Below are 16,057 nucleotides of genomic sequence, written 5' to 3'. Positions count from 1 at the left end.
ATGATGCGGATCGCTGTTGTGGGGACCGGCTATGTCGGTCTCGTGTCCGGCGCCTGCTTTGCCGAATTCGGCATCGACGTGTGCTGTGTGGACAAGGACGAAACGAAAATCCGGCGCCTGAGGGGCGGCGAGATTCCCATCTACGAGCCCGGTCTCGACGTCCTCGTGGCGCGCAACATGGCGGCGGACCGTCTGTCCTTCACCTCCGACCTCGCGGTCGCCATGGAGGGGGCGGACGTGGTGCTGATCGCGGTCGGCACCCCCTCCCGTCCCGGCGACGGCGGGGCCGACCTGACCTACGTCCACGCCGCGGCGGCGGAGATCGCGCGGACCATGTCCCGCTACACGGTCATCGTGACCAAATCGACCGTTCCGGTCGGCACCGGGCGCCAGATCGCCGCGCTGGTGCGCGACATCAACCCGCGCGCCGAGTTCGACGTGGTGTCCAACCCGGAATTCCTGCGCGAAGGCTCGGCCATCGGGGATTTCATGCAGCCCGACCGCGTGGTGATCGGCGCCGACTCCGACCGTGCGCGGGCGGTGATGGACGCCCTCTACCAGCCGCTGATCCGCGCCGGGACGCCCTTCGTGCGCACCGGCATCGAGACGGCGGAGTTGACGAAATACTCGGCCAACGCCTTCCTGGCCTTCAAGATCACCTTCATCAACGAGGTGGCCGACCTGTGCGAGCGGGTGGGGGCCGATGTGCAGGACGTGGCAGCGGGCATGGGGCTGGACGGGCGCATCGGGCGTCCCTTCCTGAACGCCGGGCCGGGCTTCGGCGGCTCCTGCTTCCCCAAGGACACCGAGGCGCTGGTGCGCACCGGGCGGCAGCACGGTGCGCCGGTGCGGCTGATCGAAACGGTGGTGGACGTGAACCGGGCGCGCAAGCGGCTGATGGCCGGGCGGATCCTCCAGGCCTGCGGGCCGGACGCGGCGGGCAAGCGGATCGCCGTGCTGGGCATCACCTTCAAGCCCGACACCAACGACATGCGCGAGGCGGCGAGCCTGGAGATCATCCCGCTGCTTCAGGAGGCAGGCGCCACGGTTCACGTCTACGACCCCGCCGGCATGGAGGAGGGGCGCCATCTGCTGCCCGGCGTGGTTTGGCATGACGACGCCTACGCTCCGCTCGCCGAGGCCGACTGCGTCGCCATCCTGACGGAATGGAACGAGTTCCGCGCGCTGGATCTGGGTCGCGTCCGCAGCCTGATGCGTCGCCCGGTGATGGTCGATCTGCGCAACGTCTATGCCCCGGCGGCCATGGCGGCGGCGGGTTTCCACTATTGCTCCGTCGGGCGGCGCGATGTCTGGCCCGAGAGCCTGCGGCCCGACGCGGCGAAGCGGCGCAAGGCGGCGGAGGCCATGCTCCTCAGCAATGGCTTCGCGGCGGACTCCTGTGTCCTTCCCTTCTCCGGGCAGCTTGCTGCAGCCGCCTCCGACCTGGCTGATTGACGCGGGCGCGACGCCCGCCGACTCCGGTCACGCACCGGCGCCTTGAACGGGCCGTCCCCGCCCCGGCGGCGGCGGCCCCGCGCGGGGGCCGGCTGGGATCTCCCGATTCCGAAAGACACAGCCATGATTGGCTTGGACGCGCTGGCCGGCATCCGTCGAGAGTTCATGCCCCGTGCGCCCTCCGGCGCGCGGGGCGGCGCCGTTCCTCCGCAACCGGACGGGCGAACCGGCGGGCGGACACCGATCGCCGTGTTGCTGATCGACGACCGCTCCCTATTCGGCGAAAGCCTCGCCGCCGCCATCAACGCCTTCGCGCCGGACGTGGCGGTCAGCCACCGGCGCAGCGCCGCGGCGCTGGCCGACCTTCCCGCCGTCCTGCGCGGCGCCGACGTGGTTCTGGTGAGCATCGGGCGCGCCGATCCGGCCAAGGGCGGCGTCGGCCAGCTTCTGGATGCGCTGTCGGGAGGCGGGTCCCATCCCCCCGTGGCTGTTCTGGCCGACCGGCCCGGCGCGGCGGTGACCGCGGCGGCGGCGCGTCTCGGTCTGCGCGGGGTGCTGAGCGGACGGATGCCGCTGGCCGAGGTGATCGCCGCCCTGCGGCTGATCCACGGCGGCGGTACGGTCAGTCCCGATCCCGGCGCCGATCCTGGCTGAGCGCTTGCGGAACAGCAGGCTCGGCGGGTTGCCACGCCTTGCGCACGGCCTCGGCGCGGTTGGAGGCGCCTAGCGCCCGCAGGATTCCGCGCACATGGACCTTCGCCGTGTTCTCGCTGATCCCCAACTCCTGCGCGATGACGCGGTTCGATTTCCCCTCGCGCAGCCGTTGCAGAACGCCACGCTGACGCGCGGTCAGCGCCGCTCCGCCGGGCGGTGCGGGCGGTTCGTCCGCCGCCGCCTCGCAATGCTGCATCAGGCGGTGGAGGAAGGGGGAGGGGAAGAAGGTGCCGCCGCTCGCGACCAGACGAAGAGCCTCCTGTGCGACGGCGAGGCCGACGCTGGTCGGCAGACACCCCCGCACGCCCAGTCGGCTGGCTTCCAACGGCAGGTCCGCCTCTTCCCCGTCGGACAGGACGACCAGCGGCGTGCCGCCGAAGGCGCCGGCAACGTTGCGCAACGTCGCCAGGACGCTGCCGTTCGGCGGAGTCAGGCTGACGACGTTGCACAGCACGACGGCGGTTGGCGTTCCGGCGGCAAGCATCGCCTTCGCCTCGCCCAGCGATGCCGCGGTCCGCATTTGCAGGCTCGGGTCACGCAGGCTGAGGCCAGTGGACAGGCTTTCACGGGTCAACGGCGTTTCGTCCAGAAGAAGGGCCGCTATGGCCCGGCGCCCGTTCATCGGACCTGGGCCGCGCGCGGCGGCGCGGGGCGATGAAACCGCCTTCCCGCTCGATCCCATGAAGCCTATCTCCCGACCCCGTTTCCCTGGCCTTATGCTGCGCTGCACCCAAGCGCTCGTCAACGTCAATCCCGCGCAGAAATAACTACGTCGGACTTTGTCTTTACCTCCTATTTGAAGTATTTTCGTTTGAATCCTGTGTCTTCAGGAGAGGTTTCGATGATCGCCCTCCGGAAGCGCACCGTCTTGTCCTTGTGGCCTTTCCATTGGTCAGAGGGCGCTGTTCTCCGGCTTGTGCCATTCGGGCCTGTTCTTTTGGTCGCAAAGCAGAAGGAGGCGGATGGCGGCTTCCCTCGTCCCGGCTGCGGGATAGGGTTGCATAAGCACGCCACGCCGCTCCCATCCTCACAAAGGCGTACGCGCCCTGCGAGGAGAGGCGTCATGGGCGCCGGAATAGGTACGGAATAAAACGTCGACCGGTCACAACCCTGCATCGAAGTGCGTATTTACCGGACCGGATGTTCTGGTAACGTTGAAAGCATCAAATGCAAACCGCGCAAGCATTCCTGATGATCTTCCAACACAAACAATCCATCTGGTCGGCAGGGAAAGGCGCTGAAAATGAAGAAAGTGAAATCTTTCCGAGTATCCGCGAGCGGACGCGCTTACCCGAAAATTGAAACCCTTTTGCCGATGAGGGCGGGCTGAGGCCTCCACACCGGTTTGAGGGGTGCGAAAAATGGCGTTTAACCAAAAGGGGGAGCGGATGACGACGGACATCAAGCAGCAATCGGGGATCGCTCCAGGGATCGCCCCAGGGATTTCGGTGGTCCTGGCGGACCCGAACAGCCTCACTCGGGATTGCTTTTCGCTTGGCCTCGGCACGCTGTGCCAGGACATGACCGTGCGATCGGTGGCCTCGCTGAAGGACGCCGCGGGAGTCCTGGCGCGGGACGGACGGACAGAGGTCGTGTTGTGCAACATCGGTGCGCAGATGGGCCTGAACGACGGTCTGTGCGCGGCCATCCGCGACGCGGTGTCGGCCTGCCTGCCGGTGCCGCTGGTGCTCATTTCGGACCGCGACGACGGCGGGATGATCCTGGAAAGCCTGCGCCTCGGCGTACGCGGCTACATCGTGCCCAACCTCGGGCTGGGAGTCATGCTGGAGGCGATCCGGCTGGTCGCCGCGGGGGGAACCTTCGTGCCGGCCACCTCCCTGCAATCGCTGATTGCGCCGGTGCCGGGCGGCATCGCCGTTCCGCAGACCCCGCCGTCGGGCGCTTCCCTGCCGGCGACGGACCGGATCGGCGGGCTGACGCCGCGGGAAATGGCCGTGCTGACCTGCATGCGGGAGGGCAAGTCGAACAAGCTGATCGCCTACATGCTGGGCATGTGCGAGAACACCGCCAAGGCCCATGTGCGCAACGTGCTGAAGAAGCTGGGCGCCACCAACCGGACGGAGGCCGCCTTCATGGCGCACGCCCATCTGTCCCGCGGCACGGTCCTGGAATCGAACCAGCCCTGATCGGTCGGTCCCGTGATGGAACGGTGCGGGATCCCGCCGCGCCGTTCTTTTGTGTTGCGCTCAGTTGTCTTCGCGCATGACGCGGCAGACCGCTTCCGTCCGGTTGGTGGCGCCGAGCCGCCGCAGGATGTTCCGGACATGCACTTTCACGGTGCTTTCCCGCATTCCCAACTCATGGGCGATGACCTTGTTCGGCTTGCCTTCCTGAAGGCATTCCAGGACGGCGAGTTGACGCGGGGTCAGTTGCGTCAGATGGGGCTTGCCGTTGGCTGCGGGCTCCGGGACGGATAAGGCGGCGTGAAGCATCGGGTCCGTCAACCCGGCTTGGTCGATGATCAACCGGTGCAGGATGGGTGCCGGAACGAAGATGCCACCCGCCGCGACCAGACGGATCGCCTCCAGCGCCATGGTCAGGCCGACGGTGGTGGAAATGTAGCCGTGCGCACCCTGGCGGATGGCCTCCAGCGCCGTCGAGGTCTCGTCGGAATCCGACAGCATGATGAGCGGGATGCCGTCCAGGACGGCGAGCAGTTCGGCCAGCCTCGGCCGGAAATCCGGATCGGAAGCGAGCCGCCCGCTGAAATTGGCCAGAGCCACATCCGGCGCTCCGTCCCGCCGCACCACGCTTTCCAGGTCGGCCAGCGACGCCGCCGTCAGCACCCGCACTCCCCGTCCGCACAGGTTGAGGCTGGTGGACAGGCTTTCCCGCGTCAGCGGCGTTTCGTCGTGCAGGATGGCGGTGACGCTCTGGTCCTCCCCCAGCGGCCGCGCTCCTCCGGACATCCGGTAATAGGACCCGAACGAGCCGGAGTCGTTCATCGGGGCGGCGGTCAGGCGCGTGGCGGCCAGGATGTGGTTGGATGCGAAGGATGTGACCGATGGGGCGCGGCGGAAGGCGTTGGGCAGGCGCGTTCCGTCTTTGCACGGCAACATACAAAATCTCCCTCAGCCACACGCCATGGACACGCCGCCGCAGGGAACCGCCCAGGATCGTCGCCAACGTCGCCGCCGACATCACCGGCGCGAAGACTTTGGCCCTATTCGATCAATGGAAACGGATCAAGCGCGGAGGCGTTGCTGCAAGAGGCCTGGACGACCGCTTCGATCCAATAACATCGCAGCCGCGTTTGACCGTCAATCGCAAACAAGATCATAATACTGTGCGCGGATATCCGCAAAGTACCTCCAAATTAGTAACTTTTTCAAAACTGTAACAGTGGCAGGGAAACCTACGCGTGATGACTTGATTAGATCTTTCTCTTTATGGAAGAGTTGGGGGAAGGAAAGATCATCGAACATTGTCCGTAGGGGCCGTGGAAGGGCAGCTCAGCGGCGTTTTCTGTGGAATGCCGGCGTTGACGATACCGCCCACTTCCTGACCTTGGGCACGGATGGCGTTCCAGTCGGCCTCCGCGTCGTTCCAGAACCAGATTCGCTCCTTCAGGTCTGCCAGATAGTAGCGGTTGGCGTAAAGCCGGTTCCCGGCGGCGACCACGGCGTTGTCGGCGTCCACGTCGGTGACGGCGCCGACCCGCGCGTCGGCGTTGCGGATGACGATGCGGTTGTCGAATATCTCGTTGCCGACGGCGGGGGTGTAGGGGGCGCGGTCCTGAGACACCACCGTCACCGCGTTGCCGTAGCCGTTCGGCACGTCGATGTCGTTGCCGTAGACCCTCACGCCCCGCGCGCTGGAGATCAGGATCTGGGCGCCCCAGAACCAGCCCTGGCCGCGCTGCCCGTTGTCGGCGACCCGGTTGTTGCGGATCACCCCGTCGTAGCTGATCTCGTAGGTGATGCCGTTGTCGGCGTTGCCGAAGACCAGATTGTCCTCGATCACCAACCGGTGCACATCGATGTCGGCCCAGATTCCGGCGCCCACATTGTCGTGGACGCAATTGCCACGGATGAGTCCGCCGCCGCCGGATTCGGTGATCTTGCCGCCGCCGCCCTCCCAATGGAAATCGACGCCGGCATAGCCGTTGCGGGCGATCTCGTTGCCGGCGATCAGAAAGTCCGTTCCCGATCCGGAAAAGCCGGCGTGGCCATTGTCGAGGATGCGGTTGTCGAGGATGCGGCTGCCGTTGCCGGCGTTGACTCCGACGCCGTGGTTCAGGCGCAGGACGCTGTTGCGGACGGTCCAGCCGGGGCCGAATTCCGCGTCCACGGCGGCGGCCTGGATGGGGGCGGCGTATTTCTCGATGGTCAGATTCTGGATGACGACGCCCGACGCGGTTCCGCCGAAGGCGCGGGCGGTGACGCTGGTTTCCACCCGCCGCCCGGTGGGATCGTCGCCGATCACGATCTCGTCGGCGTCGTAGTCGAAGAACCAGCGCCCCGGCCCGACGGCGGACCGGCTGTCGACATGCAGCATCGGCGCGTCGTCGATGAACAGGTCCTCCGGGCGGGCGCAGCGGGGAAAGCCGGAGCGACAGAACTCCGCCGCGTTGACCCGGCCCTCCTGCGTCTGCCCGCGAGCGATCCAGATGGAGCCGCGGTGGACGAAGGCGGTGAGCCGGCGGGCTCCGCTCAACACCGCGCCAGGGGCGCCCTCGAACCGGTTGCCATTCTTGGGAACGATCGACTGCAAACGATGGATGCCCGCCTCCAGCCGGAAGCGCGTGCCGGGGGGATGGCGGTCCACCGCCGTCTGGATGTCGGCGCCGGGCCGCAGCGAGACGGTGGGGGGCTCCGCTCCCGTCGCCATCATCGGAAGACCGGCGAGCAGGAATGCCGCCGCAAGGCGGGCAGGGTGGCAGGCATGCCGCCGGGGCGGGGCGCGTCCGGTATCCATGGTGGCCTCGATGCGTCGTCCTGCAACGATGGGCGAAAATGCTAACACGCGGGTCCGGCAGCCAGAATCGTCAAACCGGACGATCGACCTTCGTCGCTTCCGGTTCTCGTTCGGAGGGAACCGGAGCGGTCACAGGCCGTTGCCCAAAGGCACCCCCAATCGTTCGAGAGCGTGTCATGGCCTCCCGCATCGAGGATTACGCCCTTCTGGGAGACTGCGAGACCGCAGCCCTGTTGTCCGCCGAAGGTTCCATCGATTGGCTGTGCTGGCCGCGCTTCGATTCCGACGCCTGCTTCGCAGCACTGCTGGGCACGCCGGAGAACGGCCGCTGGCTGCTGCGCCCGAGCGATCCAGATGCTCACACCACCCGGCGCTACCGCGGCGACAGCCTGATCCTGGAGACGGAGTTCGAGACGGCGGAGGGGGCCGTCACCATGATCGACTTCATGCCGCCGCGTGGCGAGGCGTCCGACATCGTACGCATCCTGCGCGGGCGGCGCGGGCGTGTCGCCATGCGGATGGACCTGACCCTGCGCTTCGGTTACGGGCACGTCGTGCCGTGGGTGACGCGGATCGGCCCGCACACCCTGCGCGCCATCGCCGGGCCGGACATGGTCGTCCTGCACACCAGCGCCCCGATCCACGGCGAGGACATGAGCACCGTCGCCGACTTCACCGTGACGGAGGGCGAGAGCATCAGCTTCGTGATGATCTATTCCCCCTCGCACTTGCCGCTGCCGCAGCCAGTCGATGCCGAGCAAGCGCTGACGGAGACCGAGCGCTTCTGGGCGGAGTGGAGCGGGCGTTGCACCTACAGCGGCCTCTGGCGGGACGCGGTGGTGCGCTCGCTGGTTACCCTTAAGGCGCTCACCTACCGTCCGACCGGCGGCATCGTCGCGGCGCCGACCACCTCCCTTCCCGAGCAACTCGGCGGGGTGCGGAACTGGGACTACCGCTACTGCTGGCTGCGTGACGCCACCCTCACCCTGCTGGCGCTGATGAACGCCGGCTACCTTCAGGAGGCGCGGGACTGGCGTGACTGGGGCCTGCGCACCATCGCCGGCAGCCCGCAGCAGATCCAGATCATGTACGGCATCGCCGGGGAGCGGCGCCTGCTGGAATGGGAGGTGCCCTGGCTGCCGGGCTACGAGGGGGCAAGCCCGGTCCGCATCGGCAACGCCGCGGCTCCCCAGCTCCAGCTCGATGTCTATGGCGAGATGATGGACGCGGCGCATCAGGCGCGGATGCGCGGCATCGAGATCAGGTCGGAAGGTTGGCAGGTCCAGTGCGCCTTGCTCGACCACATGGAATCGGTGTGGGACCAGCCCGACGAAGGCATCTGGGAGGTGCGCGGCGGCGCAAAGCACTTCACCCATTCCAAGGTGATGGCCTGGGTCGCCGTGGACCGCATGGTGAAGAGCGCGGAGAGGTTCGGCCTGAACGCGCCTTTGGACCGCTGGAAAGCGTTGCGCCGAGCCATTTTCGACGATGTCTGTGCCAAAGGCTATTCGAAGGAGCGGAACAGCTTCGTCCAGCATTACGGCGCCAGCCATGTCGACGCGGCGCTGCTGATGTTGCCGATGCTAGGCTTCCTGCCGGTGGACGATCCCCGTATCCAGGGCACCGTCGCCGCCATCGAGCGGGAACTGCTTCAGGACGGCCTTGTCATGCGCTACCGGACGGAGAGGACCGACGACGGGCTTCCCGACGGGGAGGGGGTGTTTCTCGCCTGCTCCTTCTGGCTGGCCGACGTCTATGTGCTCCAGGGGCGTCAGGCAGAGGCCGAGGCGCTGTTCAACAGGTTGCTCGCCCTGCGCAACGATCTGGGTCTGCTGTCGGAGGAGTACGACACGACGGCGAAGCGGCTGGTCGGCAACTTCCCGCAGGCCTTCTCGCACATCGCGCTGATCAACACCGCCTTCAACCTGACCCGCGCGGAGAAGCCGGCGGAGCAGCGGAAGGATGGAGACTGACGGCGGACAGGAAAAGCCCCTCCCACCGGTAAGGGCGGGAGGGGCGCGTTGGGCACGGTCAGCGGTTGGTGCTGCCGGAGGTGCTGGAGCGGCTGGTGCTGTCCGTGGTTCCGGAAGTCCCGCTCATACCGGTACCGCTCATGCCGGTCCCGGAGGTGCTGGAGGTTCCGGACGTGCCCGTTGTGGACCCGCTCATGCCGGTGCTTCCCATCCCCGAGCCACTCATGCCGGTGCCGGAAGACCCGGTGCCGCCAAGCCCGGCCATCGCCGACGCCCCGGCGGTGGTGCCGGTGCCGCCGAAGGTCCGCTCGCGGACGCGCAGATTGTTCTGCACATGGCGGACGCCGGAAATGGTCTCGGCCATGTCCTCGGCGCGGCGCTTGGTCCGGCGGTCGCCCACCGTGCCGCTCAGCGTGACCTCGCAATTGCTGACGGTCACGTCGATTTCCGACGCGTCGATGTAGGGGTCGTCGGTCAGGCGATCGTTCACATCCTCGCGGATGCGATCGTCGGAGCGGGTGTAGCCGCGCGGCCCGCGGCCCCGGTGGTGCTGGGCGCCGGGATCGTCGTTGCGGGCATCCATGCGGCGGCGGCGTTCCGCGTCCTCGTCGCCGAACCAGGAGGCCATCTCGTCGCCCGCCCGTTCGAAGAAACCGCGCTCCTCGTTGCGTCCGTAGCCGCTGCCGCCACCGTAGCCCATCCGGCCATAGTCGCGGTTCCCGTAGTCACGGCTGCTGTAGTCGCGGTTTCCGGTGCCGCGCGACCCGTAATCCATGCCGCCATAGTCGCGGCTGCCGTAATCACGGCCGCCATAGGCTCCGCTGCCGTAATCGGAACGTCCGAAGCCGCCACGGTAGCCGAAATCCTGGCCGTAGTCGCCACGGTCCTCGTAGCTCTGACGATCCTCGCGGGAGCGCCAGTCGCGCTGGCCCTGGCCGAAGGAACCCCGGGACCCATAATCGCGGCCGTAGTCGCGATTGCCGGAGCCTTGACCATAGGTGCCCTGGCCGTAGCTTTGACCATAGGAGCCTTGACCGTAATCGCCCCGACCTTCCTGCTGGCGCCAATAGTCGCGGCCGTAGTCGAAGCCTTCGCGACCCTGGCCCTCGTAGCCGTAGCCGGGCTGGCGGCCACCGCCACCCATCATGCCGGAACGGCCGGACTGGCCCGATCCGGACTGGCCCCAATTCGATTGACCGAACTCATCACGGCCACGGTTCTGATACGAACCGGCGCTCCACTCGCGGCTTTCGCCGCGTTGGCGGTCGCGCTCCCACCGATCGTCGTCGCGGCGGGTGCCCGGGTCGTTCCTCCACCTGGATTCATAGTCGGACATGGGATGCTCCCCATTTGGACAGTGCCCGTTCGCCGGGCGTCCGCAAACAACAGGGGAGGCGGCGAAGGATCGCGGACCGGCGGTGGCTTTGCCATGTCTTTGGTGGTGTCTTTGCCATGCGCTCCACACAGGCCAGCCAACCGAGGCGCCCTCGGGAGCCCGCAAACGCCCGCAATTCCACCATCCGCGCCCCCCGCCAGCGCGATGCGCGAAGGCCGCAAAAAATCAGGCGATGGCGCCCCCTTGAACGCCGAGGCGAAGGAAACATATGTGCAACATCGCCGGCGGATGGCCGTAACCTTCGGGTGACCGACCGGCGAACCCTTTTCCGGGTCGTGATTCAGCGGTTGACCGGCGTCGTCATCTGGATTACTGGCTCGAACACCGCTCTCCCTGGCCGGTGCGGCCGGCTGCCTCGACCCATCCCCACGGTCCTGGCGCCGCCGATGGCCGGGGAGACCCCCGAGATCCGCATCGACACGCGATGCACGCCCGTCCGGCAGCGTTGAATGCCGGCTGAGATGTCGTGAAGCAAGAAGGACGTATGACGTTTGATAACAAGCGCCGCCGCGCGGCGCCCAAGGGCGGCAACCGCCCGAACTCGAATTTTGGCGGCAACCGCCCGAACACGATTGTTGGCGATGTGCGCAGCGGCAAGTCCGGCGGCCCGCGTTTCCAGAAGAACCAGAACCCCAAGCCCTACGAGCGCCCGAAGGCGACCCGCCCGCCGGGCGCGCCGGTTCCCGGCCCGGTGCCGGGCAATGACGAGATCCTGTTCATCCCGCTCGGCGGCTGCTCGCGCATCGGCATGAACATGGCGCTCTACGGCCATGCCGGGAAATGGCTGATCGTGGACGCCGGCGTCGCCTTCATGGGCGACGAGGCGCCGGGCGTCGACAGCCTGATGGCCGATCCCTCCTTTATCGAGGAGCGGATGGACGAGATGGTCGGGCTGGTCGTCACCCACGCCCACGAAGATCACATCGGTGCCATCCACCATCTGTGGCCGGGGCTGGAATGCCCCATCTACGCGACCCCCTTCGCCGCCCACGTCATCCGTGAACGGCTGAAGGAGTCCGGCGGCCTGCGCCACGCCCGCATCCGGGTTTTCGAGCCGGGCGCGGCCTTCGAGATCGGCCCCTTCGGCATCGAGACCATCACCGTCACCCACTCGATCCCCGAACCGGTGTCGGTGGCGATTCACACCAAGGCCGGCACGGTCCTGCACACCGGCGACTGGAAGTTCGACCCGCACCCGCTGGTCGGCCCGACCATGGACCTGGACGCGCTGAAGCGTCTGGGGGACCGCGGCGTGCTGGCGATGATGTGCGACAGCACCAACGCCAACGTCGACGGCACCACGGGGTCGGAGGCGGACGCCCGCGCCGGCCTGATCGAGGCCTTCGCCGGGCGCAAGGGCGCCATCGCGGTGACCGGCTTCGCGTCCAACGTCGCGCGTATGCAGGCGGTGGCCGAGGCAGCGGCGGCCCACGACCGCAAGGTGGTGCTGGTCGGCCGGTCGATGCTGCGCATGGAGAAGGCGGCCCGCGCCAGCGGCTATCTGGAGAAGGCTCCGGAGTTCATCTCCATCATGGAAGCCTCCTGGACTCCGCGCCGGAACCTCGTGTTCCTGTGCACCGGCAGCCAGGGCGAGGAGCGGGCGGCGCTCAGCCGGCTGGCCCGCGATGGCCACCGTGAGCTGTGGCTGGAGAGCGGCGACACGGTGATCTTCTCCGCCCGCGCCATTCCCGGCAACGAGGTGGTGCTGGCCGACGTGCAGGACCATCTGAAGGCCAAGGGCGTGACGGTGGTGACCCCCGCCGATGCGCCGGTGCATGTGTCGGGCCACCCGAAGCGGGACGACCTGATCCGCATGTACGACCTGATCCGCCCGCGCTTCTCCGTGCCGGTGCACGGCACCATCGAGCATCTGGAGGCCCACGCCCGCCTTGCCCGCGCCTGCGGCGTGGAACGGGCGCTGGTTCCGGAGGACGGCGACATCCTGCGGATCGCACGGGAAGGCACCGCGGTGATCGGCCATATGGAGGCCAAGCGCCTCGCCAACACCGGGCGCGAGCTGATCCCCTGGACGGGTCTGCCCGTCGCGGAGGACGCGGACGCCCTGGCCGAAGCCATGGAATCGATGGCCGCCTGACGCGGCCATCCTCCTTCACCGTCACGTTTCATAGGGCCACGAATCACCAGAAGGGGGACACTCGCCCTCCGTTCGCGCGCACCAGGGGCCGGTTCACGGCCCTGTTTTTTCTTGGAGAGTTGCCAATGGCTGGCTATCCCGCCGACCGGCTTTCCTTTCCCGACATCCTCGACCCGGTGCTGGAAGCGCCGGACGGGGACGACACCGCCCTCGATCGCGCCATCAACGAGGTGGCCGAGGCGCTGGCCGACAGTGGGACCCTGATCGTCGATGCCCTGGGCCAGGCGGCCTACGGCGTGACCGACGAGGAGGCCGTTCTCGGCCTGATCGACACCTACATCCGCGTCCTCCTGCATCTCGGCGAGGTGGAGGAGGCGGCGGACATGGGCGAGGTGATCGAGCGCATCCAGAATTTCCAGCGCCGGCGCAAGCACCGCGGTTCGCGCGCCTCCTGACCCGGCCCTTTCCTCAGGCCGGTCCCCTCAGACTGGCGGGACGGTTCCGCCGCTCAGCCAGCGGGTCGCCAGGGCGCGCAGCCGCGCGGTCTGCTGCCGCTGGCGGTAGACGGACACGGCGTAGCCGATCCCGATGAAGCCGACGATCACCACCCAGAAGCCGAACAGATAGCGCCAGTCCGCCCCCGCGGTCAGCAGCACCAGCAGGACCAGCGTCACTACCCCCGCCGCCACCCCGCCGATGATGCGCATCCGCAGGAAAGCGGCCTCGTCGCTCTGTTCGAAATCCTCGGCCAGCGCCTGGATTTCCAGTCCGGCCTGACGGCGGGCCTCCGCCGCCGGGTTCAGCGCATCCATGCCATCTCCATTCCGTTTGTCGGGCCGTTTGTCGGGCTTCGAACCCCAGGCGCGATGATCCGTCACATTCGCCTGCTATGAAAGGAAGAACAGGCAAAACGCGCTTCCGGCCCTTGGCGCTCACGGTGTGAACGGGCCGCTTCGGGGGAGTCTCGAACCATGCAGACCGGTTATGTGCGCACCTACGAACGCATCGCCCCGCTCTACGACGCGCTGGACCTCGGTTACGAGGTGATGTGGAAGCGGCGCCTGCGCCGGGGCACGTTCCGCGGCCTGTCCGGGCGCATCCTGGACGCTGGGGCTGGCACCGGCTGCAACATCCCCTTCTATCCCGAGGGCGCCCGGATAACCGCGGTGGACGCCAGCCCGGCCATGCTGGCCCGCGCCGCCAAGCGGGCGGACAGGCTGAGGCGGGCGGTGGAGTTCCGGGTGATGGATCTGGCCGCCACCGGATTCCCCGACGGCCATTTCGACCATGTGGTGGCGACCTTCGTCTTCTGCGTCCTGCCGGAGGATCTTCAGGTGCCGGTGCTGCGCGAGATGCGACGCATCCTGAAGCCGGGGGGGACGCTGCGCATCCTCGACTACACCCAGTCGGAGCGCTCGGCGGCCCGGTTGTGGATGCGCGTGGTGTCGCCCTGGCTGAGCTTCGCCTTCGGTGCCCGCTACACCGCTGGCTACGAGGGTCATCTGCCGCAGGCCGGCATGGGAGCGGTGGACAGCCGCTTCGTAATGGGCGATTGCGTGAAGCTGGTGGAGGCCCGCGCGGCCTGAGCCGCCGGGCCCTCCGTGTCAGCCGGTCAGCCGGTCAGCCGGCGCGCCGCTGCTCGTGGGCCGGGCCGCCGCCGAAATGGCCGAGCGCCTGGGCGAGCGCGTCGTCGAACACCTCCGCCTTCTCCGTGAAATAGTCGAAGTAGCCGTAATGGCGGCGCAGCGGCAGCTCGGTCAGCGAGCGGATGCGGTAGGCCGGGTCGTTGAGCGTGCCGCGCTCCATCAGCTCGATCACCCGGCGCAGCCGCGCGACCTCCGCCTTGTAGGAGTTGGCGAACCACTGGCGGATCTTCCAGTTCTCCACCTCCAACTGGTTGCGCGGCACCGGCCCGATCCAGGAGACGGGGAAGGGCGCGGCCACCGTCACCTCGTCGAAGCCGTGCAGTTCCGACAGGATGATGCTGCGGTGATAGGCGCCGTCGATCAGCCCGCCGGGGGCCTCCTCGAAGCCGTAGAGATAGAGCCAGAGGGCGCTTTCTACCGCGTCCGCGGTGATGTCCTCAAGCCCGACCTCCCCGGCCATCAGGCGGCGGGCGGCGGCGTTGCCGTGCAGCAACCCGTTGCCGGAGCGGAAGTCGTAGGTGTTGAAGACGACGCCGACCTCGGCTTCGTTCAGGGTGCGGGCGATCTCGGCCACGGTGTCGCGGTCGCGCACCGGGGCGTATTGGCGGGCCGGCATCAGCCGCTCCAGCACCGCCGAGGGCGACAGCGGGACATCCAGCCAGCGCCGCGCGTTCTCGCCCAGCACCGGGCGGAACACGCCCTTGTGCCCGAACAGGGCGGTCTGCCAGGCCTGGAGCAGCCCGCCGGACGCCCCCCTGTGTTCAAGAAGCAGGCGGCGCACGTCCTCGCCGCGCAGCCAAGCGGCCAGCACGACGATCTGCCCGGAGGTCACCGTGAACAGGTCGGGCATCCGCTCCAGGCGGTCGAGCGCCGTCAGCACGCCCGCGCCGTGCAGGTTGAACCCACCGAAGCCGCCCAGGGCGACCGCTCGTTTCTGCATGTGAAAAACTCCAACCAAAGACCAACCGTCCCGCGAGGCGCCGCTGTCGCGGACCGCCTGCGGGGCGCTACTGTCGCTGTATCAGGGAAAAATGAGGGCTGTCCGTGGTCAACCGGCGGCCCGGCCGCCATCCAGGCGGTGGGGGTTCAGGTCGGCCGGCCGTCCTTTCAGAAACGCGGCCAGCCGGCCCAGCAGGGACCGGAGATGGTCGGCGCGCATCCGGGCGGCCTTGCGGCGGATGAGCTGCAGGTCGCGTTCGGAGGGAAGGGCGGAGGCGAAAGTCGAAGGCGTGTTCATAAGGGACCTCCTCAAAGGATTGAGAAGGCGTCTCCCCCTCGGGAAAGGGCTTATCGTTATGTTGCAGTGCACAATATGGGGCAGTGGCGCTGCCCCGTCAAGGCTGGTCCGCTTTTTGTCCACCGCTCTCCAGTCGGGGAAGACGATCAATCGCCGGTCTGTCTCACCGGATTGTGGTTCAGAAGATCCTGGATGGCGCTTTGAAGCTGCCGCGGGGTGACCGGCTTGCGCACCACGGCCAGCCCGAGCGCCGCCGCGTCGCGGTCGCACTCGGTGCCGATCTCGCCGGTCAGGATGATCGCCGGAACCGATGACCCGACCAGCCCGCGGATTTTCACGATGGCTTCCGTTCCGATCCGGCCGTTGCGCAGCCGGTAGTCGGCGATGATCAGGTCCGGGCGGCGGTTCAGTCCGCGCAGCCGCTCCAGCGCCTGCTCGGCGGAACCGGCGACGGCCACCTCGTACCCCCATTCCTGGAAGATGGTCCGCAGCCCCATCAGGACGATGACGTCGTCCTCGACCAGAACGGCCAACCGGCCGTCGCCGGACGGGGTGGCCTCCGCCTGTCTCTTATACACATCTCCGAGCCCACGAGACTATAAC

15 protein-coding genes are annotated in these 16,057 nt (G+C 67.8%); 7 read left to right on the top strand and 8 right to left on the bottom strand.

From position 1 onward, the window contains the following. Positions 1-3 precede the first annotated feature (3 nt). Together Q4I23_RS10570 and Q4I23_RS10565 are read left to right on the top strand one after the other, a co-directional pair. Entirely contained in the window at positions 4-1,455 is a 1,452-nt protein-coding gene (locus tag Q4I23_RS10570; RefSeq protein ID WP_498526197.1) for a UDP-glucose dehydrogenase family protein, read from the top strand. 123 nt (positions 1,456-1,578) lie between these two features. Next, on the top strand, positions 1,579-2,109 hold the full coding sequence (locus tag Q4I23_RS10565) for a DNA-binding response regulator (protein ID WP_454016606.1): 531 nt from the start codon (positions 1,579-1,581) through the stop codon (positions 2,107-2,109). On the opposite strand, the gene Q4I23_RS10560 is transcribed toward Q4I23_RS10565, so the two are convergent. Next, on the bottom strand, positions 2,078-2,851 hold the full coding sequence (locus Q4I23_RS10560) for a response regulator transcription factor (RefSeq protein WP_454016605.1): 774 nt from the start codon (positions 2,849-2,851) through the stop codon (positions 2,078-2,080). The two genes, Q4I23_RS10565 and Q4I23_RS10560, sit on opposite strands and share 32 nt — an antisense overlap. 706 nt (positions 2,852-3,557) lie before the next feature. Between Q4I23_RS10560 and Q4I23_RS10555 the strand changes: the two genes are divergently transcribed. Next, the gene (locus Q4I23_RS10555; protein WP_498526196.1) at positions 3,558-4,316 is read left to right on the top strand and encodes a LuxR C-terminal-related transcriptional regulator; all 759 of its coding nucleotides are present in this window, start codon (positions 3,558-3,560) and stop codon (positions 4,314-4,316) included. 60 nt (positions 4,317-4,376) lie between these two features. Here Q4I23_RS10555 and Q4I23_RS10550 read toward each other — a convergent pair whose 3' ends face one another. Beyond that, positions 4,377-5,249, bottom strand: coding sequence for a LuxR C-terminal-related transcriptional regulator (locus Q4I23_RS10550; protein WP_454016603.1), 873 nt, complete (start codon positions 5,247-5,249; stop codon positions 4,377-4,379). 355 nt (positions 5,250-5,604) lie between these two features. Beyond that, positions 5,605-7,107, bottom strand: coding sequence for a right-handed parallel beta-helix repeat-containing protein (locus Q4I23_RS10545; protein WP_498526195.1), 1,503 nt, complete (start codon positions 7,105-7,107; stop codon positions 5,605-5,607). A 176-nt stretch (positions 7,108-7,283) separates the two neighbouring features. On the opposite strand from Q4I23_RS10545, the gene Q4I23_RS10540 reads away from it, so the two are divergent. Continuing rightward, positions 7,284-9,080 carry a glycoside hydrolase family 15 protein gene (locus Q4I23_RS10540; protein WP_454016601.1) on the top strand — a complete coding sequence of 599 codons (1,797 nt, stop codon included), beginning with the start codon at positions 7,284-7,286 and terminating at the stop codon, positions 9,078-9,080. A gap of 58 nt (positions 9,081-9,138) precedes the next feature. On the opposite strand, the gene Q4I23_RS10535 is transcribed toward Q4I23_RS10540, so the two are convergent. After that, on the bottom strand, positions 9,139-10,416 hold the full coding sequence (locus tag Q4I23_RS10535; protein ID WP_498526194.1) for a BON domain-containing protein: 1,278 nt from the start codon (positions 10,414-10,416) through the stop codon (positions 9,139-9,141). Between the two features lie 544 nt (positions 10,417-10,960). Between Q4I23_RS10535 and Q4I23_RS10530 the strand changes: the two genes are divergently transcribed. Continuing rightward, a complete protein-coding gene (locus Q4I23_RS10530; RefSeq protein WP_498526193.1) occupies positions 10,961-12,571 on the top strand; it encodes a ribonuclease J in 1,611 nt (536 codons plus the stop codon). Between the two features lie 125 nt (positions 12,572-12,696). Next, a complete protein-coding gene (locus Q4I23_RS10525; RefSeq protein WP_237907318.1) occupies positions 12,697-13,026 on the top strand; it encodes a hypothetical protein in 330 nt (109 codons plus the stop codon). Between the two features lie 27 nt (positions 13,027-13,053). On the opposite strand, the gene Q4I23_RS10520 is transcribed toward Q4I23_RS10525, so the two are convergent. Continuing rightward, positions 13,054-13,383: a hypothetical protein gene (locus Q4I23_RS10520; RefSeq protein ID WP_498526192.1), complete on the bottom strand. Its 330-nt coding sequence runs from the start codon at positions 13,381-13,383 to the stop codon at positions 13,054-13,056. Between the two features lie 159 nt (positions 13,384-13,542). On the opposite strand from Q4I23_RS10520, the gene Q4I23_RS10515 reads away from it, so the two are divergent. Continuing rightward, on the top strand, positions 13,543-14,157 hold the full coding sequence (locus Q4I23_RS10515) for a class I SAM-dependent methyltransferase (RefSeq protein WP_498526191.1): 615 nt from the start codon (positions 13,543-13,545) through the stop codon (positions 14,155-14,157). A 34-nt stretch (positions 14,158-14,191) separates the two neighbouring features. Here Q4I23_RS10515 and Q4I23_RS10510 read toward each other — a convergent pair whose 3' ends face one another. From Q4I23_RS10510 to Q4I23_RS10500, 3 genes are all read right to left on the bottom strand, one after another. Then, entirely contained in the window at positions 14,192-15,157 is a 966-nt protein-coding gene (locus Q4I23_RS10510) for a hypothetical protein (RefSeq protein ID WP_237907316.1), read from the bottom strand. 108 nt (positions 15,158-15,265) lie between these two features. Beyond that, positions 15,266-15,454 (bottom strand): hypothetical protein, encoded by a 189-nt coding sequence (locus tag Q4I23_RS10505; protein WP_498526190.1) that lies wholly within the window; start codon positions 15,452-15,454, stop codon positions 15,266-15,268. 146 nt (positions 15,455-15,600) lie between these two features. Then, positions 15,601-16,032 carry a response regulator gene (locus Q4I23_RS10500; RefSeq protein ID WP_498526189.1) on the bottom strand — a complete coding sequence of 144 codons (432 nt, stop codon included), beginning with the start codon at positions 16,030-16,032 and terminating at the stop codon, positions 15,601-15,603. Between the last annotated feature and the right edge of the window lie 25 nt (positions 16,033-16,057).

This window comes from Azospirillum sp. UFLA03-27 (assembly GCF_059803775.1).
The sequence above is the reverse complement of the archived record's forward strand: the minus strand, read 5'-3'. Positions and strand labels throughout refer to the sequence as shown.